Genomic DNA, 24353 nt, shown 5'->3' with positions numbered 1-24353 from the left:
AGCATCCAGATCATCGGTGCGGCTCGACAGAAGGTCGAGCAGCTTGTCAAGCGACAGAGCTACAGCATGGCCATTTTCGTTGATGGTACCACCGACGTGCGTCGTCTCAGCCCGGACTCCGGACTTGATTTCATCGCGAATTGTGCTTGTCACTGCAACTTTGCCTTTCTCCCCACCCTGAACCCTTTGGAGATGAGTGGTTACTATCTGTGTGTTAAGCCGGTTAATATTTTTGTTAATCCGACGGCACGGCGGAACTAATAGTGCAGCTTTCCAGGGGCTGCAACGCCTCGGAACCAGTAAGACTGCCGACTATAGTGGCCATATTGCCGCCACATTATCTCGGCCGGCTGCAAGTTATTTTTTGAAATATTTGCCAGAATCGGAAACGCCCAAATTAAGGCAACTACTGGCTAACCATCCCACGGAAAAGTTGAAATTCATGCGCCAACTCGCGGGATCGGCGCTGAAAACATTAGGGAATTCTTAACGAAGGGCGCTTGAGTGTTGCAAAAATGCGCGCAGCGCGTGAAATTCGAAAATTTTTGTGAATATCGCAATTTTGCAATCTATGAGCGGATATCCGAGGGCCTTCAATCACCGATTCGTGTCCGCTGCCGCTCACAAGCGGGAGGACGCGCGGCGAATCAGGGCCGTGATTTCCAGGGTCCGCGGCCTGCTCCCGCTGATATCCGACCGGCCCGCGCCGTGACACTCGCTTCAGATCCAGGCCCGCGCGGTCATGCCGGCGAAGCGGCGCAACCGCCGCCAGGGGGCAATGTTCCCGGACAGCACGTCTTCGAGACTACGGTCGGTCATGTCCTGCCGCAGCGACGTTCGCGGATGGAGAAAGGCCGCCGTGGCGGAACTTCCGCCGTCGCTCGAATAGGCAACGGCATACCCGGCCTTTCTCAAGGCGCGCAAGACTGCGGCATTGTAGCGGCCGAAGGGTATCGCGGCCGACTGTACGGGGGCCGCGCAGATCTCCTCGAGGGCCGCTTTCGAGGTGCCGAGTTCGTGCTGCAACGCATGTGCCGAAAGGCTCGACCAGTCGCTGTGGGCCACACCATGGCTGCCGATGCGCATGCCCATCCGCATCAGCGCCCGGATCTGCTCGTTGTCCAGCGACCCGGCCTCGCCTATGCGGCCCGACAGGACGAAGAACTCCGCCTCAAGGCCGCGCCTTTGCAGTTCGGGGGCGGCGATCAGGAGATCGGAAGCGTTGCCGTCGTCGAAGGTGATCGACAACCGGTCGCGATCCGGATGATCGACGATGCGATCGAGTACTGCACGGAACCGGTCGACGCCGAGCCAGTACGGCGCCTCTCCGGGCTCCAACGCCCGGAGAGGCTCGCCGACACCATGGAAATTGAGAATTCGCCGTCGATCCACCACCATGGCTAGTTCCGCGTATTGGCCTGGAATTCGGACACGGGCCTTAGAGGCATCAGGGCGCTATAGAGGGCCGCCCGGTGCGGCGCGCCGCGCCTGTACCTGATGGCCTGCCCGGCAGCGACTCCCAGCCGGAATATCGAGGTCCGTAAAAATCCGTGATGGCGCCCGTAGTAGCGGATCCGGTTGGAGGTCAGCAATGCGTACAGACGCGGGCTCGCGCCGCTGCCGCCGGAGGCATGCATCACCTTCGACCGCGGTTCGTAGACGATCTCGAAGCCCGCCTCGCGCACCCTTCGCTGGTAATCCACCTCCTCGCTGTAGAGGAAGAAGGACTCGTCCCAGTCCCCGACGGTGCGCCGGGCCTGTGCGGAGACGAGGAGGGCGGATCCGGTCGCCCACTCGATCGGTCCGCTGCGATCGTAGCGGGACGGCTCGCCCACGACTTCGCCCCAGCCGATCCGCGCCGCCAGCGTCCCGCCCAGGATCGCGTCGGCCCAGGCGCTGAGCATGGACGGTTCCCGCCGAAGCGTCGGGTCGAGCGTGCCGTCCTCCCTGTAGTTCAGCGGAACGACGACGCCGACGGTCGGCATGTCGAGATGATCGAGCAGCGGCCTCACCGCATCGGGATAGAGCCTGAGGTCGGGGTTGAGAATGAGGAGATGGGAGTTCGGATGCACGGTCGCGGCGGCCGCATTGATGGCGGCGGCATAGCCTGCGTTTCGGCCCATGCGGATGACCTTCGGGCGGATCGGATGGGCTTCCGCCAGGTCCGCAGACCCGTCCCCGGATTCATTGTCGACGATGACGACCTCGAAGCGGTCGACCCCGTTCAGGCCCGCCGGCAGCGATCCGAGCAGGGCCGGCAGGGCGGAGGCGCTGTTATAGGTGACGATGACGACGGACACGGTGGCCGCCGCCGCCCCTGCCACCTCGAGCACGGGCGAACTGTGCTGAATTCTGTCTGCCAATTCCGGTCTCCCACGCAGTTGCAGCCACCTTCGACCCGGCGCATCCCGGCCTAGTGGCTCAGGTTGCTATCCACGAAGCGGGCCAGGGACTCGACGGTCTCGAAGACTTCGCCGGTGAAGTCGCTGTCGTCGATCCTGAAGCGGAACCGCTGCTCCAGCGCGGCCGCGAGGCTGAGGACAGCGAAGGAATCGAGTTCCGGGATATTCCCGAACAGGGGCGTCGAGGCCGCCTCGATCCTGCCCCGGTCTTCTATGCCGAGCGTCTCTATGATGACGTCCTTTACGGCTTCGAGTGTTGACGTATTCATGCTGCCCTCTCAGTGTCTGAAACCAAATCTTCGAGCATGCGCGCAAGGCGACCCTAGACCAGAACCTCCGCCGGCATCGGGTGGCCGAGAAAGGCGGTCGGGCTGGCGGTCAGGCCGTAAGCGCCCGCCTGGAAGATCACGACGAGATCGCCGACGTCGGCACGCGGAAGCATGACGTTGTCGCCCAGGAGATCGAGCGGCGTGCACAGGCATCCCACCACCGAGACGCTCTCCAGTTCGGTGTCCCGCATGCGGTTACCGATCACGATCGGATAGTTGCGACGGATGACCTGCCCGAAATTGCCGGAAGCGGCGAGTTGATGATGCAGGCCGCCGTCGACCACGAGATAGACGCGCCCCCGCGAGACCTTGCGATCGACGACGCGCGTGACGTAGATGCCGGCTTCGCCGACCAGATACCGTCCGAGCTCGATCACGACGCGGGCGTCGGGGAGTTGCGGGCGGATCGATCCCTCGATGAGATCGCCGAGCGTCTTTCCCACCGGCGAAAGGTCGAGCGGGCGATCATGCTCGAAATAGGGGATGCCGAATCCGCCGCCGAGGTTGAGATAGCGCACCGGCCAGGGGCACTCGCCGGCAAGCCGCAGCAGCAGCGCGACATTCCTTGCCAGCGCCTCGCAAAGGATTTCGGCATGCAGGTTCTGCGAGCCGGCAAAGACATGGAACCCGAGGAAGTCGAGGTCTGTCGCCGCGAGCGAGCGCAGCAGCGCGGGGACCTCCTCGACGTCGACGCCGAACTGTTGCGGCCCGCCGCCCATGCGCATGCCGGATCCCTTGACCTGGAAATCCGGATTGATCCTGAGGGCGACGCGCGGGCGGATCCCCAGCCTGTTGCCGATCTCCACCAGCCGGGTCGCCTCGTTCGGCGATTCCATTTCGATCGTGACGCCGGCCGCCACGGCCTGCGTCAGTTCCGCCGTGGTCTTGCCCGGCCCTGCAAAACTGACATGCGAGGGAAGCATCGGCGTGTCGAGCGCGACCTTCATTTCCAGCGCCGAGGCTACGTCGAGCGCATCGACGAGGCCGGACAGGTGCTGGACGACCGCCGGCATCGGATTGGCCTTCACCGCATAGCTCAGCTTGACCGCCTGCGGCAGCACCGACCGGAGATATCCGACCCGCGACGTGATCAGCTGACGATCATAGGCGAAGAACGGCGTCGTGCCGACGCGTTCGGCCAGACGATCGAGCGAAACGCCGCCGACGGCGAGGCAATCGCCGGCGACCGCAAATTCGACGATGGAGGGGTGTGCGCTCACGAGCTTGCCTTCTCCCTCAGCAGGACCCGGTCGAACTTGCCGTTCGGGTTGGTTGGAATGACGTCCATTTCGATGACCTCCGAAGGCACCATGTATTGCGGCAACCGCTTCCTGAAGGCTGCCAGCAGGGCGGCTGCGTCGAGCGTTTCGGCAACAGGGCTTACGACGAGGACGATGCGTTGCCCGAGCGCTGCGTCCTCCACCCCGAGCGCGACCGCATCACGGACCAGGCCCGTGGCGTAGGCGACCTCCTCGATTTCGGTTGGACTGACGCGGTACCCGGAGGTCTTGATCATCTCGTCCTTCCGCCCGACGAAGAACAGGAAGCCTTCCTCGTCGGCGACGACGGTATCGCCGGAGAAGACCGCGATTTCGGGAGCCCGCCAGCTCGTGTCGACGTCCGGGAGCGGCCGGAAGCGTTCGCCGGTGCGCGCCGGGTCGTTCCAGTAGCCCATGGCCACCAGCGGGCCGCGATGAACGAGTTCGCCGTGTTCTCCGGCCGCGCAGCGCGAGCCGTCCGGCCTGACGACAAGGATCTCGGCGTTCGGAATGGCCTTGCCGATCGAATCCGGCCGGCGGTCTATCTCGGACGGATCGAGATAGGTCGAGCGAAAGGCCTCCGTCAGCCCGTACATCAGGTAGGGCAGCGCCTGCGGGAACAGCGCGCGCAGCCGGTCGAGCGTCGCCTTCGGCATGCGCCCGCCGGTATTGGCGAAATAGCGCAGCCGCGCCGCCACTTCGGGCGGCCAATTGAGCTCGGCAATCTGGATCCAGAAGGGGGGTACGCCGGTGATCCCGGTCACGCCATGCTTTTCGCAGAGCCTTATGACGTCGCCGGCCAGGAGGAAATTCATCAGGACGACATGGGCGCCGGAATTGAAGGCCGTCGTCAGCTGGCTCAGCCCGGCATCGAAGCTGAGCGGGAGCGCGGACAGGATCGTGTCGTCGGGGCTGTTTCCGAGGTAATGGCTGACGCTTTCGGCGCCGACGATCATGTTGCGGTGGGTGAGGACGACCCCCTTCGGCCTGCCGGTGCTGCCCGAGGTGTAGAGGATCGCCGCCATGTCGCAGTCGACCGTCTTCATCTCGGGTTCCGCCCCGGCCCCCGCCGAGAGCAGTTCGGCCCAGCCATGCGTCTCGCGGCCTCCCGCCTGCATCTGTCGGTCGTCGGCATAGGCGTCGTCCACGAGGATGACGTTGCGCAGCTTCTCGTTGTCGGTGACGAATTCCTGGAGTTGGGCGAGGCGGTCGGGCGAGGTGACGAGGACGCGCACATCGCAGTTACCGAGAATGTAGGCGACCTGCTGCGGCCTGAGCAGGGGGTTGACCGGCACGGTGACGCAGCCTGCAGCCGTCGTGCCGAAGATCGCCACGACCGTCTCGATGCGTTTTTCGAGGAAGACCGCGACGCGATCGTCACGACGCAATCCGATCGCACCGAGCGCTGCGGCGAACCTGCCGACCTGCTGCCAGAGTTCGGCATAGGTGCAGGTCACATTCTTGTAGGTCACCGCGGGAGATGCCGCATGGACATGGGCCGCCTGCTGCAGGAGATGGGCCAGGTTGGTCTTGATTGCCGGTCGCATGTATCGTCCCACTCCCACTACCAAGGCACGCAGGTCAGTTCGCTATAGAGGTAGTCGACCTGGCTGGACGACACCCTGCTGCTGCGAAACATCTTGGGTCGCGGCGAAGCCAGCAGGATGGAGTATCGCGGCCTTGAGCAAACGACGCGCGTTTCGGCAAGCGTCACCAGGATGCCGTGATGGGTCAGCAGATGGCTGTAGACATGGCGGGCGACCCGCTGATACAGAACCGGATTGCCGACATGAAGGATCGAGGCGAACAGGCGGAGCTTTTTCCGGCTGTCCCTGCGAAACATCACATAGCAGCATTCGCCGTCCGCTATCACCGCGAGGTGATAGGCCGCCGGGGCGCCGGCATGGTCCCGGTAGATCTGCAGGTCGCGGTCGTTCAGGCTCTTTTCGATCGTGGCCGGATCGGAGACGATGCGCAGGCGCTTTCCGAGCCGCGGCCATGGCCAGTTGGGCACGAACGCCGTCGCCGTATCGAGATGCTGGAAATTCAGCCGCGTGTTCAGCGGAACGACGTTGCCGCTCGGCGACAGGTCGGTGAAGGTGTAGCCGTCCTGGGCAAGCATGGCCCTGAGCAACCTGAGACCGTGTGAGCGGTACGGCTCCAGCACGCACCAGGCGGAAAGATTGCAGAAATTCTCCATCCGGTCGTCGACGCGTCGCCGGGAATAGAACGCCACATAGGCGCCGAGCACGCGTCCGCCGTCCACCAGCATGAAACCATGATTGGGCGATGCCGATTGCCACGTCGGGCGGATGGCCGCGGCCCATGCCGACGGCGACAGCCGGCTGTTCAGTTCGGCATGAAGAAAAGCGGCAACGCGTTCCACGTCACCGGGCGTGATCGGGCATATCTCGATGTTTTCGGCGACCGATCTGAACTCAGAGTGTGACACTGTCCGCCAATTCCTTCGCAATCTTCCCCAACCGGTCGCCTGCGCTTAGTCCAGATATTTATAGCCACCTGCCGAACCGAAGGTAGTTCGACAAAAGTTCAGGTCCCTATCCCCATTGCCGACTGGAGCGTTACGGTTTGCTGGTCGTATGGTCGATCTCGCCGTCTTTGCGGATACGAACGGGAGGCTACGATATTCATGAGGCATCACGTCCCGATCCCCGTCGAAAGTCCGCATGCGCGGTCTGCCCGGCAATATCCTGTTCTGTCGGAGACCGGTCGATGATCAGCGTCATCGTCCCGCATCTCGACCAGGCGGAGGCGTTGCGTTCGTGCCTCGCCTCGTTGCGCGCCCAGACCGGTCTCCGCCAGGAGGCCGAAATCATCGTTGTCGACAACGGATCCAGGGTGCTCCCTGTCGAGACCTGCTCCGCCTTCCCCGGCGTCACACTGCTGTCGCAGCCGGTGCCGGGGCCGGGGCCGGCGCGCAATCTCGGCGTCGCGAGCGCGAAGGGCGACATCCTCGCCTTCATCGACGCCGACTGCATCGCCGGAAGCGGCTGGCTTGCCGAGATCGGGCGCTGCTTTTCGGCGCAAGCGGATTTCGCGATCCTGGGCGGCGACGTGCGGATCGCCTGTGCCGACCCGAACAGGCTGACGCTTCTGGAAGCCTATGAGAGCGTTTTCGCCTACCGGATGAAGGAATATATCGCCAAGCAGGGCTTTACCGGCACCGGCAATCTGGCGGTGCGTGCGGAGGTCTTTGCAGCCGTCGGCCCGTTCGGCGGCATCGAGATCGCCGAGGATCGCGACTGGGGGCAGCGCGCCCTACGGCTCGGCTACCGGACCCACTATCTCCCCGACATGATCGTCTATCATCCGGCGCGAAAGACGTTCGCCGAGCTCGCCAAGAAGTGGGAGCGGCATACGGCGCACGATTTCGTGCGGATTCAGTCGCAGCGCGGATGGCGGCTGCGATGGATCCTGCGCAGCCTGGCCATCGCGGCCTCCCCCGTAGCCGAACTCCTCAGGATCGGCCGGACCGACCGGCTGAAGGGCTTGCGCTCGCGCGCCCTCGCCTTCATCGGTGTCGTGTTCGTCCGCTGCTACAGGTTCTGGATCATGCTGGCGCTCGCCTTCGGCGCCAGCGCCCCGGCATGGAGCGCCCGCTGGAACCGGGCGTAGAGCGCAAGCCGGTCATGCTCCTGCACGACGGCGGAGCCGATATTCCATGGCCGCCTCACGCTCCGGAAGCGTGAGGCGAATTCTTACTGCAACCCTGAAGCGGAAGCCTTGCCCGGTTGCGTCAGCCGAGCGTTGCCGCCACGCGGCCGGCGATCATCGACAGGGAGACGGCGCCGGCATCGGGATGACCGATGCTCCTTTCGGCGAGGGGACGGGCACGCCCGAGCTTCGGCGTCAGCTGTGCGGTCGCATCCGCTGCAGACTTCGAGGCGGCAGCCGCATCGGCCCAGGCGGCCGGCAGCGCCTTGCCGGCGGCAAAGCTCTTCTCCAACGTTTCGACGAAGGGCACGAGCGCATCGACCAGCGTCTTGTCGCCGACCTTGGCGCCGCCGAGACTGGAGACGCTGTCCAGCGCCAGGCGTGCGCCCTTGACGACGGCGGCGCCTTCGGCCTCCGTCTCGTCGTTGAGCGCACTGCTCCACGACCGCAGCAGCAGGCCCCAGATCGCGCCGGAGGTGCCACCGGCACGGTCGGCCCAGGCGTCACCCGCGGCAGCGAGCACACTCGCCGTTCCGGCGCCGGCAGTGCTGGCCGCCTTCGCCGCGTCGAGTGCGGCGGCCGCGCCGCGGGCCATGCCCTGGCCGTGATCGCCGTCGCCGGCGCGCGCGTCGATGAGGCCGAGTTCTTCCTCGGCATCGTGCAGCAGGGCCGAGATCTCGCCGAAGATGCGGGCGATGCAGGCACCGCCTCGCTTGCCCTCTTCGGTCGCGGCCGGATACTGCGCCGGGCCGTCCTCGTCGGCGAGGACGTCGGTGGCGGGCACGGTTGCGATCGCCTCGCCACGGCGCAGGACCGGCGTGTCGCACGGCGCCGTCCAGTAGGTCTCGAGTTCATCGTCGAGCCACAGCAGCGTCAGCGAGCAGCCCTGCATGTCGAGGCTGGTCACGTATTCGCCGGCCTCCGGCGCCACGACCTCGAGCCCCGCCTCCTTCAGCCGCGCTGCGACCGCCGTCCAGAGCACGAACAATTCTTCATACTTCGTCGAACCGAGGCCGTTCAGGACGGCGCCGACCCTGACCGTGCCCGCGGGGCGCTCGGCCAGCAGCTTGTCGGTCAAGAGCTTGGCAAGATCGTTCGCCGGGACGATCGCCTCCTCGCGAATGCCCGGTTCGCCATGGATGCCGAGGCCCAGCGCCATCTGGCCTTTCGGCACGGTGAACAAGGGATGGCCGGCACCCGGCAGGGTGCAGCCGTCGAAGGCGACGCCGAAAGAGACGGTGCGATCGTTGGCATGGCGCGTGATGCGTTCGACCTCGTCCAGCGAGAGCCCCGCTTCCGCGGCCGCACCGGCGATCTTGAAGACCACGAGGTCGCCGGCGATGCCGCGGCGCTTGGCCGGCGTCTCCGCCGATGCGCTGGCGACGTCGTCCGTCACCGGAACGATGCGGACATCAATACCTTCGGCGCGCAGGCGCTCGGCGGCGACGCCGAAGTTCAGCACGTCGCCGGCATAGTTGCCGAAGCCGAGCAGGATGCCGCCGCCGCGATGGGCCTTGCGGCAGACGCGCGCGACCGCCGCAGTCGACGGCGAGGCGAAGACGTCCCCGGCGACCGCCGCGTCGGCGAGACCCGGGCCGATATAGCCGGCAAAGGCCGGATAGTGACCGGAGCCACCGCCGACGACGACGGCGACCTTGCCCTCCGGCACGGCCGTCGAGCGGACCACCCCGCCCTTCACCGGGCGAACGAAGCGGCTGTAGAGAGCCGCGAAACCGGCCAGCGCCGTCGTTGCAAACTCTTCCGGGGCGTCGAAAATCGTCGTCATGGGCGAAATCCTCGTCAGCGCGGCAGAATGCGCCGCAGATAATCACGATTGGTGGCCGCGACCGACAGACCGTCGCCGCCGTAATGTTCGCACAGGAAGGGGCTGGCATAGCCATGCGCCAGCGCCATGCGGATGGCGGCGCGATAGTTGATGATGCCCGATTCCAGCGGCGCGGGGTGGGTCATGATTGCACCGGACGCCGGATCTTCCATGCGCGTATAGTTCTTGACGTGCCAGAACTTCGCATAGGGCGCAACCTTCGCCATCATCTGCTGCCAATGCTCGACCGGCCGGTGCAGGCGAATGAGATTGCCGAGATCGGCGTTTATGCCGACATTGTCGAGCCCGACTTCCTCGACGAACCGGACCGAGCTGTCTGCTGTGCCGAGATAGGTGTCCTCGTACATCTCGAGCGAAACCTCGATGCCGAGCTCCTCGGCATGACGGCCGAGTTCGCGGATGCGGGAGACGGCCTTCTGCCAGATCGCCGGATCGTCCGGGTTCCTCGCGCCGTCGACGGTCCAGAACCACAGCACCTGCTTCTGCGCCTCGGTCAGCGGCTCGAACAGGCCGAAGGAGACGGCGCTGGCGCCGATCGCGCTCGCGGTATCGATGACGCGATGACCGTAGGCCAGGTACTCATCGCCGTGCGCCGCATCGATCACGCTGCGCCTGGATGTGGAGATCGCGGGGACCGAAAGTCCGAGCGATCGCGTCAGGGCCATGAAGCTCTCCAGCCGCGACGGCGACAGGTCGGCGAGCCGCAGCCAGCTGTCGGTCGGGTCGAGCTCGGTGAAGCCGGCCTCGACGATGTCGGCCAGCGTTGCGGCCCACTCCTCGACGGACTGGTCCTGAACGGAGCGGCCGTCCGGCAACAGGTTCGGATACTGGATCATGGCGGCCGCGATCGGCCAGGTCTCGTTGTTCCACTTTCGCGGCGTCGCGTTCATCGCAACCTCCCTCGTTTCCACAGGATCGGCAGGCGGGCCGGTTAGACGGCCGGCTTGCCGTCGTGATCGATCCCGGCCGGGTCGTTCGGGCGACGGCGCGCCAGGCCGAGCAGCCAGAAGGCGAGCGGCGACAGCAGCAGCGACAGTCCGATCAGCATCAGGACGCTCACCAGGCCATTCGACCAGAAGATGGACAGGTTGCCGCCGGACATCAGCATGGACTGGCGGAAGGCATCCTCGGCCTTGTCGCCCAGCACCATCGCAAGGACGAGCGGCGCCAGCGGATAGTCGAGCTTCTTGAAGACGTAGCCCAGCATGCCGAAGGCAAGCACCAGCCACATGTCGGAAATCGAATTGCCCACCTGGTAGGCGCCCGAAAGGATGACGGCGACGATGACCGGGCCGATGATCGAGAACGGAATCCGCAGGATCGAGGCATAGAGCGGTACGGTGGCAATGACCAGGACCACGGCGACGATGTTGCCGAGATACATGGAGGCGATCAGGCCCCAGACGAAGTCCGGCCGGTCGGTGAAGAGGGTCGGGCCGGGGGTGAGGCCCCAGATCATCAGCCCGCCCATCATCACGGCGGCCGTGGCCGAACCCGGAACGCCCAGCGCCAGCATCGGCAGCAGCGCGGAGGTGCCGGCGGAGTGATCGGCCGTCTCCGGCGCCACGATGCCACGCGGATCGCCCTTGCCGAACTGCGACTTGTCGCGTGCCGAACGGCGGGCGACGCCGTAACTCATGAAGGAGGCCGCCGTCGGACCAGCCGGGGTGATGCCCATCCAGATGCCGATCAGCGTGGAGCGCGCGATGGTGAACCAGTAGCGCGGCATCTCGATCAGCGTGCGGCCGATCTCCACGAGGCGGACGCGCGCCTTGATGCCCTCGAAGCGCAGCCCCTCCTCGGTGGTCAGGAGCAGCTCGCCGATCCCGAACAGGCCCATGACGGCGATCAGGAACGAGACGCCCTTAATCAGTTCGGGAATGTCGAAGGTCAGGCGCAGGTTGCCGGAGATCGTGTCCATCCCGACCGAAGCGAGCGCAAAGCCCATCATCATCGAGACCAAGGTCTTGAACGGCGACTGTGCGCCCATCGAGATGAAGCTGGCGAAGGCGAGGAAATAGACGGCGAAGTATTCCGGCGAGGAGAAGCGTAGCGCGAAATTCGCCACCCAGCCGGACAGGAGCGTGATCATGACGACGCCGGCAAGCGCGCCGAGGCCGGCGGAGACGAAGGCAAGCGTCAGCGCGCGGCTCGCCTCGCCCTTCTTGGCCATGGGATAGCCGTCGAAGGTGGTGGCCACCGAGGAGGGTTCGCCGGGGATGTTGAAGATGATCGACGTGGTCGAGCCGCCGAAGAGCGCGCCCCAGTACATGCAGGACAGCAGGATGATCGCCGAGATCGGATCCATCGAGAAGGTCAGCGGGAGGAGCAGCGACACGCCGTTGGGCGCGCCGAGGCCGGGCAGCACGCCCACCAGGATGCCGAGCGTGACGCCCAGCATCATCAGGAGAATGTGGTTCCAGCTCAGGACGTGGGCGAACCCGTCCATCAGCAATCCGATGTTTTCCATGTCTTTCCTCCAAAGACAGCCGGCGCGAGGATCAGTAGATCCCGAACCACGCCTCGACCGGCCCCTTCAGCAGAGGAACCTTGAAGCCGATTTCGAAAATGACGAAGAAGAAGAGCGAGACGGCGATGCCCACGGGCAGGCCGATCCACCATTTGTAGCGGCCCTGGAAGATCATCGTGCCGGCGATGTAGAGCGCTGTGCCGACGTAGAGGCCAAGGAAGGTCGAGACGGCCGCGAAGGCGACCAGCGGCAGGAAGAAGCCGAGAACCGCCCTGAAGCGAGCGGCGTCGACGAAGATCTCGCCGCTGCCGCGATGCTTGACGAGCGCGGACACTAGGTTGGCCAGGCTTCCGAAGGCGATCAGCAGGCCGATATAGAAGGGGAAATAGCCCGCATCCGGACCCATCTCGGTCCAGCCGGCGCCGGCCTCGATGGAGCCGTAGCACACGGCGACGCCGAAGGCGCCGGTCAGGAGGGCGACGCCTGCCTCCATGACGAAGCGCGGCAGTCCCTTTTCACCATGTTCTTGCATCGATTGAGCCTTTCGAACGGGTTGCGGACGCCCGAAGGCGTCCGCACTGACCTTGGGAGGATCAGTTGGCCAGCCAGCCTTCGCGCTTGAGCACTTCGCTGACGGAGGTCTCGTCGCTCTTGATGAAGGTCGTCAGCTGCTCTCCGCTCATATAGGCCGGAGACTGCGAGGTGTCTGCGAGATACTTGGCCCATTCCGGCGTTTCGGACACCTTCTTCAGAACGTCGGAATAGAACTGGACGACATCCGGCTCGACGCCGGCCGGCAGCCAGACCGTGCGCGGCATGGAGTAGTTCTCGATGGCGATGCCGCTTTCCTTGCAGGTCGGGATATCGGACCAGCCCTTGTCGCCGGCGACCTTGGTATCGCTCTTCAGCTTCTCGGCCTTGAAGACGCAGAGCGGCTTGACCATGCCCGCCTGCCACTGGCCGAGGTTCTCGCTCGGATTGTTGACGTTGGCGGCGATATGGTCGCCGGCCAGCTGGACGGCCGCCTCGCCGCCGCTCTTGAACGGGATGTAGCCGAGCTTGGCGCCGGATGCATCGTTGATCATCGAGGTCAGAATCTGGTCGACATCCTTCGACTGGCTGCCGCCGACCTTCATGTCCGCATCCTTCGCCTTGGCGACGAAATCGGCAGCGGTGTTGAATTCGGAATTGCCGTTGACCCAGAGAACGAACTCGTCGGCTGCGAGCGCCGAAACCGGGATGAGGTCTTCCGACTTGTAGGGAACCTTAGCGCGGATGGGCAGGAGGTAGGCATTGTTGGTGCCGAAGGCGAGCTTGTAGGCGTCGCCCTTGTAGCCCGCGGTATAGACGAAGCCTTCCGCGCCGCCGGCGCTGCCCTTGTTGGTGACGACGACCGGGGCCTTCATCAGCTCATACTTGGCGATGATCGCCTGGATCGTGCGGGCGAAGATGTCGGTGCCGCCACCGGGGCCGGCGGTCACGACGAACTCGACCGGGCGGTTGGGCTCGAAGGCATGCGCCGGGGCGACAACGCCGAGTGCAGCCGCGACGACGCATGCGAGGGACAGGCTTCTTTTCATAGTCAACTCCTCCGTTTGACGATACGGCACGAGACCTCCTCCATGCCGCTATTGGTGAAAACCGATGGAAATCAGGCAGCGGCAGAAATTGCCGATGCACGCCTGGCCATGCGGGCGGCGAGCAGGATCGCCTCGCGGCTGGCGCCGACGTCGGCGATCCCCTTGCCCGCGATATCGTAGGCGGTGCCATGGGCCGGCGTGCACAGCGGGAAGGGCAGACCACCCATCATCGTCACGCCCTTGTCGAAGCCCATGAGCTTCATCGCGATCTGGCCCTGATCGTGATACATGGTCAGCACCGCGTGGAAGCCCTCCTTGAGGGCGCGCAGGAACACGGTGTCGGCCGGGAACGGCCCGTCGACGTCATAGCCGCGGGCCTTCGCCTCGGCGACGGCCGGCTCGATGATGTCGATCTCTTCCATGCCGAAGCTGCCGCCGTCGCCCGCATGCGGATTGATACCGGCAACGGCGATCTTCGGGTTGTCGTAGCCGGCGCTCTTCAGGCAGGCCTGCGCCAGCTCGAGTTCGCCGAGGATACCGTCCACGGAAATCGCCGACGCCACTTCCGAAAGGGGGATGTGCGAGGTGACGCGCGCGTTCCAGACCTTCTCCAGGACATTGAACTCGCGAACCTTGCCCTCGAAACCCAGCACATCGGCGACGAAGCGGATTTCGTCGTCATAGCCCGGATAGGCAAAGCGCATGGCCTTCTTGTTGAAGGGGGTGAAGCAGACCGCCTGGGCGCCGCCGCGATGGGCAAGCTTCAGCGCCTCGCGGAAATTGTGGGTGGCGAAGGTGCCGCCGGCAAGCGTCGCCTCGCCGCGCGTCACGTCCGCCGGGTCGAGATTCTTCAGGTCAACGAAGACGTGCCGGTCGGTGCCGGCCTTGTCGGCGCCTTCCAGCGTGGCGCTTTCGAGCGAGAGCGTCAGGCCCGCGGCCTTCGCGCCTTCGTCGAGGATGCGGCGATCACCAATGGCAATGATGTGTGCCGCGGCGCGGACCTCGTCCAACGCGAGGATGCGCGCGGTCAGTTCCGGGCTGATACCGGCCGGATCGCCCATGGCGAGCGCGATAACGGGACGTGCATCGTTTGCGCCGTTCGTTGTCATGATGATGTTCCTCCTCGTCATGCCTTGTGACGGCACACATACGGCATTCAAAACGCTGCATCAAGTCTTTTGTATTCTGCATGCAGCATTTTCCATTGACGCCGCTTTGCGGTATTGCCATGGTCGCTGAGGTCGTGTTGGGAGAATCGCTGACGCGCGTCAGAACGCGGAGCAGACACGGTGGAAAGACAAAAGATGGACGAAATCAACACCTTGGACCGACCGGCTGTGGGTGGCCCCGGCCCTATCCGCCGTACCGCACTGCACGACACGCTCGTCAACCACCTGCGCGACATGATCATCGAGGGCAACCTCGAGCCGGGCACGCGCCTGCATGAGGGCCAACTCGGCGAGCAACTCGGCGTATCACGCACGCCGCTGCGCGAGGCGATCAAGTATCTGGCGAGCGAGGGCCTGGTCGAACTGGTGCCCAGCCGCGGGGCGATCGTGAAACGGTTCAGCGGCAAGGACGTGCAGGACATGCTGACGGTCCTGCGCAACCTCGAGGAACTGGCCGGCAAGCTCGCCTGCCAGCTTGCGAGCGACGCCGAGATCGCCCATGTCCGCGCCCTGCACGACGAGATGGTCCGGCGGTACAAGGCGGCGGACCGGCTGCAATACTATAAGCTGAACCAGGACATCCACACGGCGATCGTCCGGCTGGCGCAGAACGCCACGCTTGCCGACATCCACCAGATGCTCCAGACCCGGCTGAAGCGCATTCGCTTCATCGGCCACGAGGGGCCGGAGAAATGGGCCGCCGCCGTCGCCGAGCATGAAGAGATGATCTCGGCGCTGGAGGCCCGCGACCCGGCGCGGCTGTCGGACGTGCTCGGCCGCCACCTGGCAAATGCTTGGGAACGGGTCCGCAGCGCCCTTTAAGGGCAGGATACCGATCGCCGCCTTTCACCGCCCGGAATGTCGTTCAGCACTGCCGGCACGCGAGGCTGTCTCGTAACGGTACCCGAACCAATGGCCCGGCCTTTACTCCGCCGTAGCAAAGCGACCGAAATTCTCTCGTCGGCTGCCGGGGCGGCAGGTGAGAGAAGGCGCTTCCGAAAGTTCGGCAAGACCCGGCGGATGACATCAAATGCAAAGGGGCGGCCCGGCTGGACCGCCCCTTCAAAGGATTGTCTTCGGCTTCCGCCGATACGGATCGACCCCGTCAGCCTTCGCGTTCGCCGGTGAAGTTCAGCAGCAGCTGGAAGATGTTGACGAAGTTCAGGTAGAGCGACAGCGCGCCGAAGACGGCGAGCTTCTGCTGGCTTTCCTGGTCGTAGTTGTCGGCATACTGCTCCTTGATGTTCTGGGTGTCCCAGGCAGTCAGGCCGACGAAGACGACGATGCCGATGACCGAGATGGCGAACTGCAGGGCGCTCGAACCGAGGAAGATGTTGACGATCGAGGCGATGACGACACCGATCAGGCCCATGATCAGGAACGATCCGAACTTGGACAGGTCGCGCTTGGTCACGTAGCCATAGAGGCTGGTGGTGCCGAACATGGTCGCGGCGATAAAGAACGTCCGCGCGATGCTGGCTCCGGTGAAGACCAGGAACACCGAGGCAAGCGACAGGCCCATCACGGCGCAGAAGGCCCAGAACGTCATCTGCGCCGCGGACGCCGACATGGTCTGGATGCGGAACGAGAAGAAGAAGACGAAGGCCAGCGGCGCCAGCATCACCACCCATTTCAGCGGCGACGAGAAGATCGGCACATAGAGCGCCGGCGTCGTGCCGACGATGAAGGCGACAAGGCCCGTGACCACGAGCCCGAGGCCCATGTAGTTGTAGACGCGGAGCATGTGCTGCCTGAGGCCCTCGTCGAAGGCCGCGGCGGACGTCTGGCTGAAGCCGCCGAAGCGGCCCTGGTTCGGATACATATGGTTCTCCTTTGATGATCAGTAGAGGGTATTCTTGAGAAGCTCGGCCTCGTCGGCGAGGCCGGTGCCGGGGGTGCTGGACACGACGGCATAGGCGACGTCGCCGATCTGCCACCAGGCAGCCTCCGCATCCTTGAGGTTGATGTCCGTCACGCTCTCGACGGCGAAATGGCCCGGACGGACGGCGAACAACGAAATCCGGGTGCCGTCGCCGGTGCTGATGCTCATCTCGACGCTCGGCCCATAGCCAGACGGGAAGATCTGCACGTCGGTGACCGTCCAGCCCTCCGGCAGCTCGGGCATGACGATCGCCGTCGCCGCCCGGATATCGTCGCGGTCGTAGGTCTTCGCCTGCGGTTGCGACGGCATGTTCTTTCTCACGAGCGCCGTCTGGTGCGCGCGCACGGCCTGTTCGACGAAGGCGGGTGGAGGAACCGACGCGTTGACCTCGCGCGCGCCGAGCGGTCCTATCGACGAATGGGCGAACCAGCCGGCCGAAACGAGCAGGCCGACCGCCGCCACCCGCCGGATGGCCATCCACATGCGCCGGCCCGCCAGCCCCGAGGACAGATGGCGGGCAGCCTCGCGGGTTTCGGGTCGGCCGGTCACGACGTCCGCGGCAACGGCGAGCCGCAGGGTGGTTCTCAGGCCGAGGTCGGCCATGACACGGGCGGCGACGTCCGGATGGCGCGCCAGATAGGTCTCGACCCTCAGGCGGCCGTCCGCATCGAGCTGGTTGTCCACGTAGGCGTCGAGATCGGTATCGAGAATGGTAGCGGTGTCAGTCATCGCCGTCTCCCACGAGCCTCAGATGATAGGGTTGTCCCGGTCCGTCCTCGAACGACCGCAGCCGTGCCCGCGCCCGCGAGACGCGCGACATCAGCGTTCCGACGGGAACGCCCAGCACATCGGCCGCCTCCTGGTAGGAAAGGTCCTCCACGGCGACGAGATGCAGGGCCTCGCGCTGTTCCTCCGGTAGCTGCAGGAACGCCTCACGGACCTGGCGCAGCCGGACGGCGTGCTCCTGCGTCGCCGGATAGGCCTGCTCGACCTCGACCGCTGCCGCATCCTGCCGGCGCCGGCGGGCCAGAGAGGAACGCAGCCGGTCAATATGGGTGTTATGGACGATCGAAAGCAGCCAGTTGCGAAGGCTGGCGCCGCTCCGGAACGTCGAGCGCCGCTCGTAGGCCTTCACCAGGGCGTCGTGGACAAGGTCTTCGGCATCCGAGGAATTGCGGACGAGCGAGCGCGCATAGCGGCGCAACGTGCCGAGCTGTTCGATGACGTCGAAGGGCCGTCCATTCCGATCCATACCCGCATATACGGAACCGGGGCGCGATGTCTTCCATCCCCCGGCAACTTTTTTTGGACAATGCCGTCGGCCATCATCGGCCTGCCGCTCTCGCGGACCTCCGGGCAAGCGGGCGAAGGCGCAGCACGCCCGCCGTGCGAGAGCTCGCTTTCGATCGCAATTTTCGGTGAATAACTCGCTTTTCCCGGCTCTTCCGCCCGACGCCGGAATTGACAGCCGACAGAATTATGACAACCATCGACGTATTATTCGATCAATATACGTTACCGACGTAATTTTCGGTGAATATTGCTGACCGGATGCCTGCAATCATCCTTTGGGTGATGGGAATCTGGTTATGTTGCTATAGGCTTAGCCGGCTCGAACGCCTGCCTGCCCCGCACTGCAAGACAGCCCGGGAACTCCGGCTGCCCTCGCTCTCCCCCAAAAGACGTAGCGTCCTACCTCTTCCGACGAGGCCCCTATAACTCAATGCGGTAGCCCGCTTGCCGGCACCATGCGGGCGAATGCGACTGCCGTGGCGAATACCCCGCTATGCAAGAACGTTATTATCGGGTAAATAAGCTATACCTCATACATAATATTCAAGTTTAATAACCGTGAATGAAAGCGCAGTTCGGGGCCTATAAATATAGTTGGGGCTAGCACGCATTATCCACTGCACCTCTGCGAGACAGGGGAGGATAGGTGTGCGTTGTAGGGAGTAAAATAGCTATGAACTCAGCAATGATGTCTAACGGCAAGGAAATAGCAGGCAGTCTCATTCATCCCCTCGCACTTGATCCTTCCAATTCTTCTCATGCAAAGGTGTTCGAAGGGGTCAATGTTGCCAGAGAACGATCTCTCCTGATCATCGACAATAGAGCGCTGGACCGGCAATGCCTTGCCCAGTGTATCTCCGCACACAAGATTGACATGGATGTCGTCGCTTTCGGCTCCATGGAAGAGTGGAAGCGCAAGCGCCAGGACTATCCGCCGCTTGCTGCCATCCTGCTCAACGTAGGCGGTCGCAAGATCGTCGAGCCTTCCGTCTCCGAAGAGATCAAGAAGCTCGCAGCCGAGTTCGAGGCACCGATCATCGTATTGGCGGATACGGACGATCTTGCCCAGATCATGAAAGCCCTGGAGTGCGGAGCCAAGGGCTACATCCCGTCTTCTGTCAGCATCGACGTGTGCATCGAGGCGATCGCCTTGTCTCTGGCGGGAGGCATCTTCGTTCCGGCGAGCAGCGTCTTCGCCATGCGCCAGGTCCTCGAAACCGGCAGCCCGGTCGCCCGTCCGCTGGCCGGCATGTTCACCGCCCGCCAGGCCGAAGTGGTCGAAGCCCTTCGTCGCGGCAAGGCCAACAAGATCATTGCCTATGAACTGAACCTGCGCGAGAGCACGGTGAAGGTCCATATCCGCAATATCATGAAGAAGGTGAAGGCCACCAACAGGACCGAAGTCGCCTACAAGATCAACGATCTCTTCCCGGTCGACTTCTCCGCCGACACTGCAAGCCGGCTGGAACACTGAGGGTTACCGGCCCGTGGCTGCGGGCCGTTCGTCCATACCTTTCTTCCCGATCTGCCAGTTTCCGGGCTCCCCTCGCGGAGCCCGGATGCGTTTTGAGCGGCCCGCTGTGGTGATCCTGGTCCGCCGTTGTCTTTCGCGGCCTGCTGTTTTTAAGACGGTTCGGGAGGTGTCCGCACACAACCAACCCTGAGATCCCCGTTCTCGTCTCGTGTGCTCGGGAGCCGCCCGATGGGCAAGCCGTCTTCAAATCTTGCGTATCTGCCTTGGCCGGACTTGGCTGCCCGGCCAGGCGTTTCGAAAGGCATGTGTCCGTTGTGAACCTGCTCAATCAGCGGCAAGGCAAACCCCCGCACCGGGGCGCACCCCCTTTCTAGAGACCGGTCCCCCGGATCACCACCAGTGGCGTCCTGGACAGGATCCAGAGATCGGTGGCGAAGGACATCATGCCGAAGTAGCGCGTATCGTGGGTCGCCCGTTCTGCGAAGCTGCAGCCGTTGCGCACGCTGATCTGCCACAGCCCGGTCAGGCCCGGACGCATCTGGAAATAGGACGTGCCCGGATATTGCGAGCGCTGTTCGGGCAGCATCGGCCGCGGTCCGACCAGGCTCATGTCGCCGCGGAAGACGTTCCACAGCTGCGGCAGTTCATCGAGCGAGTACTTGCGCAGATACCGGCCCATCGGGGTAATGCGCGGGTCGGCCTTCAGCTTCTGCGTCAGCTCCCACTCGATGCGGGCCGCGATGTTCCCGGCAAGATAGTCCTGAAGCCGCTGGTCCGCCTTCGGCACCATCGTGCGCAGCTTCCAGAGCTTGAAAATCCGTCCGTCCTTGCCGATGCGCGGCTGGCAGAAGAATGCCGCCTGCCCGTCCAGCCTGACGAGCAGGGCCAGCACGCCGACCACGATCAGCACGACAGGCGCGATCGCGAGGGTGAAAAGGATATCGAACAGTCGCTTCGACGACAGATAGACAGATCGCGAGCCCGATACCCGGGCCTGTGACGCCGATTGGGTCGCAATCCCAGGCGAATAGGGCAGGTGGTCTTTCGACATTATAGCCTCCGCGTACGCTGCACAGAGCCGCAAGCGTCCGGGCCATTGCGGCACACAAGAAGGCTCGGCGCCGGCAGTAAATACCGGTCCGCTGGGCTTCAGGTGGTTCGAAGGCGCTTGAGCAAGACTATATTAACCATATGAAATGGCGTCTCAATAAATCCCCGTTAGCCAATTCGATCTAGGTTATCGGGATGATCACCCTGTACGTCGTTCGGTAGTGTTCGGTGAGCGTTTCGGGGTAGGAAACGTGCCGCCGCGGCGGTCCATTGCGCCCTCCCTGGCGCGGGCACTCGCAAGGAAGCCTCCTCTCGGACAAGGGGTCGGGCACGTCGGTGGGAGCCGGCACCGCCAGCGATCGACGCATGGAGGATGCCCGACGTGGAGCCATGCCGGCGCTTGCCGTTGCACTGTCGTCCACGCAGATCGCGTCAACCCTGCCCGGAGATAGTGTCCCCACGCGCGCGGAACGCCGCAGCGGACGATGGCGCCCTGCACCTGCCGGCCAGCGGCGGCGCGACGGAAGTCGATTTCTTCCCGAATCTCTCCTTACATAAGGCCCTGCAGAATGACCGCGCCGGGCTGGCCGCGCGGGGCGCTGCCTGTTTCGGGACTCGCGACCGCCGGCGGCGATAAGGCATAGGGCGAGCGCGACTACCCAAATGGGTTACCGCGCGCCGATCGCGCGACCGCCGCACCCACCATTGACGATCTATCGTGCGATGCGCAGCCGCCAGAGAATGGCGGTCAGGCAATGGGGCCCCTCTGGCGTTGCACGTGGATTCCTAATGAACAGCTTGGACTTGCGGTTCTATCTCTCCCTGCTGATCAGGCGGTTGCCGCTTGTGCTGGCGATCGCCATTTCCTTTGCGGTGCTGATCGCCGGTGCTGCCTATATGCTGCCGACGAAATTCCGGGCCAGCTCGAAGATCCTCGTGGAATCGCCGCAGATACCATCCGAGCTCGCCCGGTCCTCGGTCGCGATCGGGCCGGCGGAGCAGGTGCAGATCCTGCAGCAGCAGATTACCACCCGCGACGACCTGCTGGCGCTCGCCGACCGGCTGAACCTCTATGCGAATGCCGAGATACCGCCGCTGCCGGAAGACATCGTCGAGGACATGCGCTCGCGGATCTCCATCGAGGAGGTGCTGGTCGATACGCAGGGCCGCAGCATGAGCGCGGTGATCTTCGACGTGTCCTTCACCTCGGGCGATCCGGTGCTTGCCGCGCGGATGGCAAACGAGCTGGCCAACATGATCCTGGCGCGCAACCAGCGCCAGCGAACAGACCGCGCCGGCAACACGCTGCAGTTCTTCAGCCAGGAAGTCGCCCGGCTCGGCACGCAACTGAGCAAGCTGGAAGCCGATATCCTGAAGTTCAAGACCGAGAACAAGGACACGCTGCCGGAGAGCATCGATTTCCGCCGCACCCAGCAAAGCAACCTGCAGGAGCGGCTGGGGTCGCTGGAGCGGGAGGAATCCGACCTGCGCTCGCGCCGCATCAACCTGATCGCGACCTATACGAATACGGGACGCATCTCCGATGCGGCTCCCCTGACGCCGGAACAGCAGATGCTGGCCGACCTCAACCGCGCGCTCGCCGAACAGCTTGCGATCTTCTCCGAATCGAGCCCGAACATCTCGGCGCTACGGGCCCGTATCGCGGCATTGCAGGCGAAGCTGCTGGCCCGGGAGCCGAAGGCGCTTGCCGACAGCAAGAGCGATCCGCGGCAGCGGGACGACATGACGTTCGGGCTCGACCTCCAGCTCTCCGACATCGACCAGCGGCTCGAGGCGATCACGCGAGAGCGGGTCTCGACCGCGCAGAGCATCGACGAACTGACCCGGTCGATCACGGCAACGCCGGCCAGCGAAACCGTCCTGACCGCGCTGGAGCGCAATCGGGCCAACGTCCAGACGCAATATAACGAGGCGATCGCCCGGCGCGCGGAGGCCTCGACGGGCGAACAGATCGAGATGCGGTCCGACGGCGGTCGCGTCTCCATACTCGAGGCGGCAACACCGCCGCTCGAACCGATCAACAAGAAGCGCCTGAAGATCATGGCGCTCGGGCCGGTGGCGGGCCTCGGGCTCGGCCTCGGCGTGGCGCTCCTCCTGGAGATGCTGAACAGGACCATTCGCCGCCCGGTGGAACTGGCCAAGCTGCTGCAGGCGCAGCCATTGGCGACCATTCCCGAGATAGCACCGGTGCGCAGCGGCAAGCGCAAGCGCGGGCTCACGGCGCTGGTTTCCGCCTGTTTCCTCGCACTGCATTGTTTCACGGTCCCGCTCGAGCACCTGTTGCAGCGGTTTCTTTCGGGAGTGGCCTGATCATGCCGTCCAGCCTTGACATCCATCGCGACCAGACCTTCGTCATCGGGAACTAGGCCATGGAGCAGATACCCGCCCCCCTTCAGGAAGCCATGCGGTTCCGCAGCGCCGACCGATTGGCCGAGCAGACCGTCCAGGCCTGCGCGCGCTTCGAGCAGGAGATGGTCTGGGAGAGCCTTCCCATGCTGACGGTGAACCCCCAGATCGCCGAGCGCAGCCGCATCGTGACGTTCGCGCGTTCGGATCCGGCGCATGTCGCCTTCGACATGCTGCGCACCCGGTTGTTGCAGACGCTGCGCCAGCATGGCTGGACCTCCGTCGCCATCACCTCGCCGACGCCGTCCTGCGGAAAATCGCTGGTCGCGCTCAACCTCGCCTTCTGCCTCGCCAACCAGAGGGACTGCAACACGGTACTGATGGACCTGGACCTGAGGCAGCCGCAGATCGGCCAGATGCTGGGGGCAAGGAACAATGCTTCGATGGAGGATCTCCTCAACGGCCGTTGCGAGTTGCGCTCGGTGATGCAGCGCTACGGGGAAAACCTCGCGATCGGCATGAACAGCCGGCCGGTCAAATATTCGGCCGAGTTGCTGCAGAGCATGGACGCCGCCAAGGCGCTTCGGGACATGCGCAAGCGGCTGAACCCGCACGTGATCCTGTACGACCTGCCGCCGATGCTCTCGCGCGACGACGTGACCGCGTTCCTGCCGAACGTCGATTGCGCCATCCTCGTGGTCGGAGCCGAAAAGAGCACCATCGAGGACGTCGACGCCTGCGAACGCGATCTGGCCGAACGATCGAACGTTGCCGGCGTGGTGCTGAACCGGTGCCGGTACGGCCCGGGCTACTGACGCCTGCAGCGAGGATAGCAGGCCGTTTCCGATCACAGGCCGGCGTGCGGAAACCTGCTTGCAGAACCTGACAATCCCGTCCTGATTCGCATCCCGTCGCTCCCTCCTGCGCCGGAGCCGAGGTGAATCAAGGATTGAAGGCGCCGAAATATCCCCTCATTGATTGCAAAATTGCGATATTCAGAAAAAATTTCGATTTTCGCCTTTCGGGCGCAATTTCGCGTGCCTCCCGCAATCGTCAATAAGAATTATCTAATGTTTTCAGTGTTCGTCCGCGCGTACCGGACGCGCAAGTTCAACTTCTGCGGACTCTGCTTGGTCGACGGCTGCCTTAATTTTGGCGGCACCGATTCTGGCAAATAATTCAAGAATAAGTCGCGGCCGGTCGAGATAATGTGGCGGCAATATGGCCAATATAGTCGGCAGTCTTACTGGTTCCGAGGCGTTGCGACCTCCGGAAAGCTGCACTATTAGTTCCCCCCGTAACGCCGGATTAACCAAAAATAGTAACCGGCATCGCACATAAGTAGTAACCACTCATCTCCAAAGGGTTCAGGGTGGGGAGAAAGGCAAAGTAGCAGTGACAAGCACAATTCGCGATGTAACCAAGGCCGGAGTCCGGGCTGAGATTTCTCACGTCGACCTCATCGGCAATCCCATCAACGAAAATGGCCAGGCTGTAGCTCTGTCGCTTGACAAGCTGCTCGACCTTCTGTCGAGCCGCACCGATGATCTGGATGCC

The 24353-nt window shown here is 64.1% G+C and carries 23 protein-coding genes; 6 read left to right on the top strand and 17 right to left on the bottom strand.

What is annotated here, in order from left to right:
- The coding region (locus OCK02_RS25420; RefSeq protein WP_263815455.1) for a hypothetical protein at positions 1-261 on the top strand (261 nt) is incomplete at its 5' end.
- Between the two features lie 459 nt (positions 262-720).
- Here OCK02_RS25420 and OCK02_RS25415 read toward each other — a convergent pair.
- From OCK02_RS25415 to OCK02_RS25390, 6 genes are all read right to left on the bottom strand, one after another.
- Positions 721-1398 (bottom strand): polysaccharide deacetylase family protein, encoded by a 678-nt coding sequence (locus OCK02_RS25415; protein WP_263815454.1) that lies wholly within the window; start codon positions 1396-1398, stop codon positions 721-723.
- 2 nt (positions 1399-1400) lie between these two features.
- Positions 1401-2351: a glycosyltransferase family 2 protein gene (locus tag OCK02_RS25410; protein ID WP_263815456.1), complete on the bottom strand. Its 951-nt coding sequence runs from the start codon at positions 2349-2351 to the stop codon at positions 1401-1403.
- A 62-nt stretch (positions 2352-2413) separates the two neighbouring features.
- Positions 2414-2671: an acyl carrier protein gene (locus OCK02_RS25405; RefSeq protein ID WP_263815453.1), complete on the bottom strand. Its 258-nt coding sequence runs from the start codon at positions 2669-2671 to the stop codon at positions 2414-2416.
- A gap of 53 nt (positions 2672-2724) precedes the next feature.
- Complete coding sequence (locus OCK02_RS25400) at positions 2725-3951, bottom strand: pyridoxal-dependent decarboxylase, exosortase A system-associated (RefSeq protein WP_263815452.1); 1227 nt, start codon at positions 3949-3951, stop codon at positions 2725-2727.
- Positions 3948-5537: an acyl-CoA ligase (AMP-forming), exosortase A system-associated gene (locus OCK02_RS25395; protein WP_263815451.1), complete on the bottom strand. Its 1590-nt coding sequence runs from the start codon at positions 5535-5537 to the stop codon at positions 3948-3950. Before OCK02_RS25395 ends, OCK02_RS25400 begins: the two co-directional genes overlap by 4 nt.
- Before the next feature lie 17 nt (positions 5538-5554).
- Positions 5555-6442, bottom strand: coding sequence for a hypothetical protein (locus tag OCK02_RS25390; RefSeq protein WP_263815450.1), 888 nt, complete (start codon positions 6440-6442; stop codon positions 5555-5557).
- 281 nt (positions 6443-6723) lie between these two features.
- Between OCK02_RS25390 and OCK02_RS25385 the strand changes: the two genes are divergently transcribed.
- Positions 6724-7626, top strand: coding sequence for a glycosyltransferase family 2 protein (locus OCK02_RS25385; protein WP_263815449.1), 903 nt, complete (start codon positions 6724-6726; stop codon positions 7624-7626).
- 121 nt (positions 7627-7747) lie between these two features.
- Here OCK02_RS25385 and OCK02_RS25380 read toward each other — a convergent pair whose 3' ends face one another.
- The 6 genes from OCK02_RS25380 to OCK02_RS25355 form a co-directional block, all read right to left on the bottom strand.
- On the bottom strand, positions 7748-9451 hold the full coding sequence (locus tag OCK02_RS25380; RefSeq protein ID WP_263815448.1) for a dihydroxyacetone kinase family protein: 1704 nt from the start codon (positions 9449-9451) through the stop codon (positions 7748-7750).
- A 14-nt stretch (positions 9452-9465) separates the two neighbouring features.
- A complete protein-coding gene (locus OCK02_RS25375; protein WP_263815447.1) occupies positions 9466-10401 on the bottom strand; it encodes a sugar phosphate isomerase/epimerase family protein in 936 nt (311 codons plus the stop codon).
- A 41-nt stretch (positions 10402-10442) separates the two neighbouring features.
- Positions 10443-11981, bottom strand: a complete 1539-nt coding sequence (locus tag OCK02_RS25370; protein ID WP_263815446.1) for a tripartite tricarboxylate transporter permease — start codon at positions 11979-11981, stop codon at positions 10443-10445.
- 31 nt (positions 11982-12012) lie between these two features.
- The gene (locus OCK02_RS25365; protein ID WP_263815445.1) at positions 12013-12513 is read right to left on the bottom strand and encodes a tripartite tricarboxylate transporter TctB family protein; all 501 of its coding nucleotides are present in this window, start codon (positions 12511-12513) and stop codon (positions 12013-12015) included.
- 61 nt (positions 12514-12574) lie between these two features.
- Positions 12575-13561 (bottom strand): tripartite tricarboxylate transporter substrate binding protein, encoded by a 987-nt coding sequence (locus tag OCK02_RS25360; protein WP_263815444.1) that lies wholly within the window; start codon positions 13559-13561, stop codon positions 12575-12577.
- Positions 13562-13632: 71 nt separating this feature from the next.
- Positions 13633-14670, bottom strand: coding sequence for a 4-hydroxythreonine-4-phosphate dehydrogenase PdxA (locus tag OCK02_RS25355; protein WP_263815443.1), 1038 nt, complete (start codon positions 14668-14670; stop codon positions 13633-13635).
- 195 nt (positions 14671-14865) lie between these two features.
- Between OCK02_RS25355 and OCK02_RS25350 the strand changes: the two genes are divergently transcribed.
- On the top strand, positions 14866-15552 hold the full coding sequence (locus OCK02_RS25350; RefSeq protein ID WP_263815442.1) for a GntR family transcriptional regulator: 687 nt from the start codon (positions 14866-14868) through the stop codon (positions 15550-15552).
- A gap of 283 nt (positions 15553-15835) precedes the next feature.
- On the opposite strand, the gene OCK02_RS25345 is transcribed toward OCK02_RS25350, so the two are convergent.
- From OCK02_RS25345 to OCK02_RS25335, 3 genes are read right to left on the bottom strand one after another with little or no spacing between them, the layout of a single operon-like run.
- Positions 15836-16552 (bottom strand): Bax inhibitor-1/YccA family protein, encoded by a 717-nt coding sequence (locus OCK02_RS25345; RefSeq protein ID WP_263815441.1) that lies wholly within the window; start codon positions 16550-16552, stop codon positions 15836-15838.
- 18 nt (positions 16553-16570) lie between these two features.
- Positions 16571-17341, bottom strand: a complete 771-nt coding sequence (locus OCK02_RS25340) for an anti-sigma factor family protein (protein ID WP_263815440.1) — start codon at positions 17339-17341, stop codon at positions 16571-16573.
- Positions 17334-17864 carry a sigma-70 family RNA polymerase sigma factor gene (locus OCK02_RS25335; RefSeq protein ID WP_263815439.1) on the bottom strand — a complete coding sequence of 177 codons (531 nt, stop codon included), beginning with the start codon at positions 17862-17864 and terminating at the stop codon, positions 17334-17336. Before OCK02_RS25335 ends, OCK02_RS25340 begins: the two co-directional genes overlap by 8 nt.
- A 714-nt stretch (positions 17865-18578) precedes the next feature.
- Between OCK02_RS25335 and OCK02_RS25330 the strand changes: the two genes are divergently transcribed.
- Positions 18579-19379 carry a LuxR C-terminal-related transcriptional regulator gene (locus tag OCK02_RS25330; protein ID WP_230807963.1) on the top strand — a complete coding sequence of 267 codons (801 nt, stop codon included), beginning with the start codon at positions 18579-18581 and terminating at the stop codon, positions 19377-19379.
- Positions 19380-19749: 370 nt separating this feature from the next.
- Here the strand turns inward: OCK02_RS25330 and OCK02_RS25325 are convergent, their stop codons facing one another.
- On the bottom strand, positions 19750-20430 hold the full coding sequence (locus OCK02_RS25325; RefSeq protein ID WP_263815438.1) for a sugar transferase: 681 nt from the start codon (positions 20428-20430) through the stop codon (positions 19750-19752).
- A 788-nt stretch (positions 20431-21218) separates the two neighbouring features.
- Between OCK02_RS25325 and OCK02_RS25320 the strand changes: the two genes are divergently transcribed.
- Together OCK02_RS25320 and OCK02_RS25315 are read left to right on the top strand one after the other, a co-directional pair.
- Positions 21219-22760 carry a GumC family protein gene (locus OCK02_RS25320; RefSeq protein ID WP_263815437.1) on the top strand — a complete coding sequence of 514 codons (1542 nt, stop codon included), beginning with the start codon at positions 21219-21221 and terminating at the stop codon, positions 22758-22760.
- Positions 22761-22819: 59 nt separating this feature from the next.
- Positions 22820-23611, top strand: coding sequence for a CpsD/CapB family tyrosine-protein kinase (locus OCK02_RS25315; RefSeq protein ID WP_263815436.1), 792 nt, complete (start codon positions 22820-22822; stop codon positions 23609-23611).
- A gap of 493 nt (positions 23612-24104) precedes the next feature.
- On the opposite strand, the gene OCK02_RS25310 is transcribed toward OCK02_RS25315, so the two are convergent.
- Positions 24105-24353: hypothetical protein (locus OCK02_RS25310; RefSeq protein WP_263815435.1), on the bottom strand; the 249-nt coding region annotated here is incomplete at its 5' end.

It is taken from the genome of Rhizobium sp. TRM96647, assembly GCF_025780115.1.
Lineage (GTDB): Bacteria > Pseudomonadota > Alphaproteobacteria > Rhizobiales > Rhizobiaceae > Mycoplana.
The sequence above is the reverse complement of the archived record's forward strand: the minus strand, read 5'-3'. Positions and strand labels throughout refer to the sequence as shown.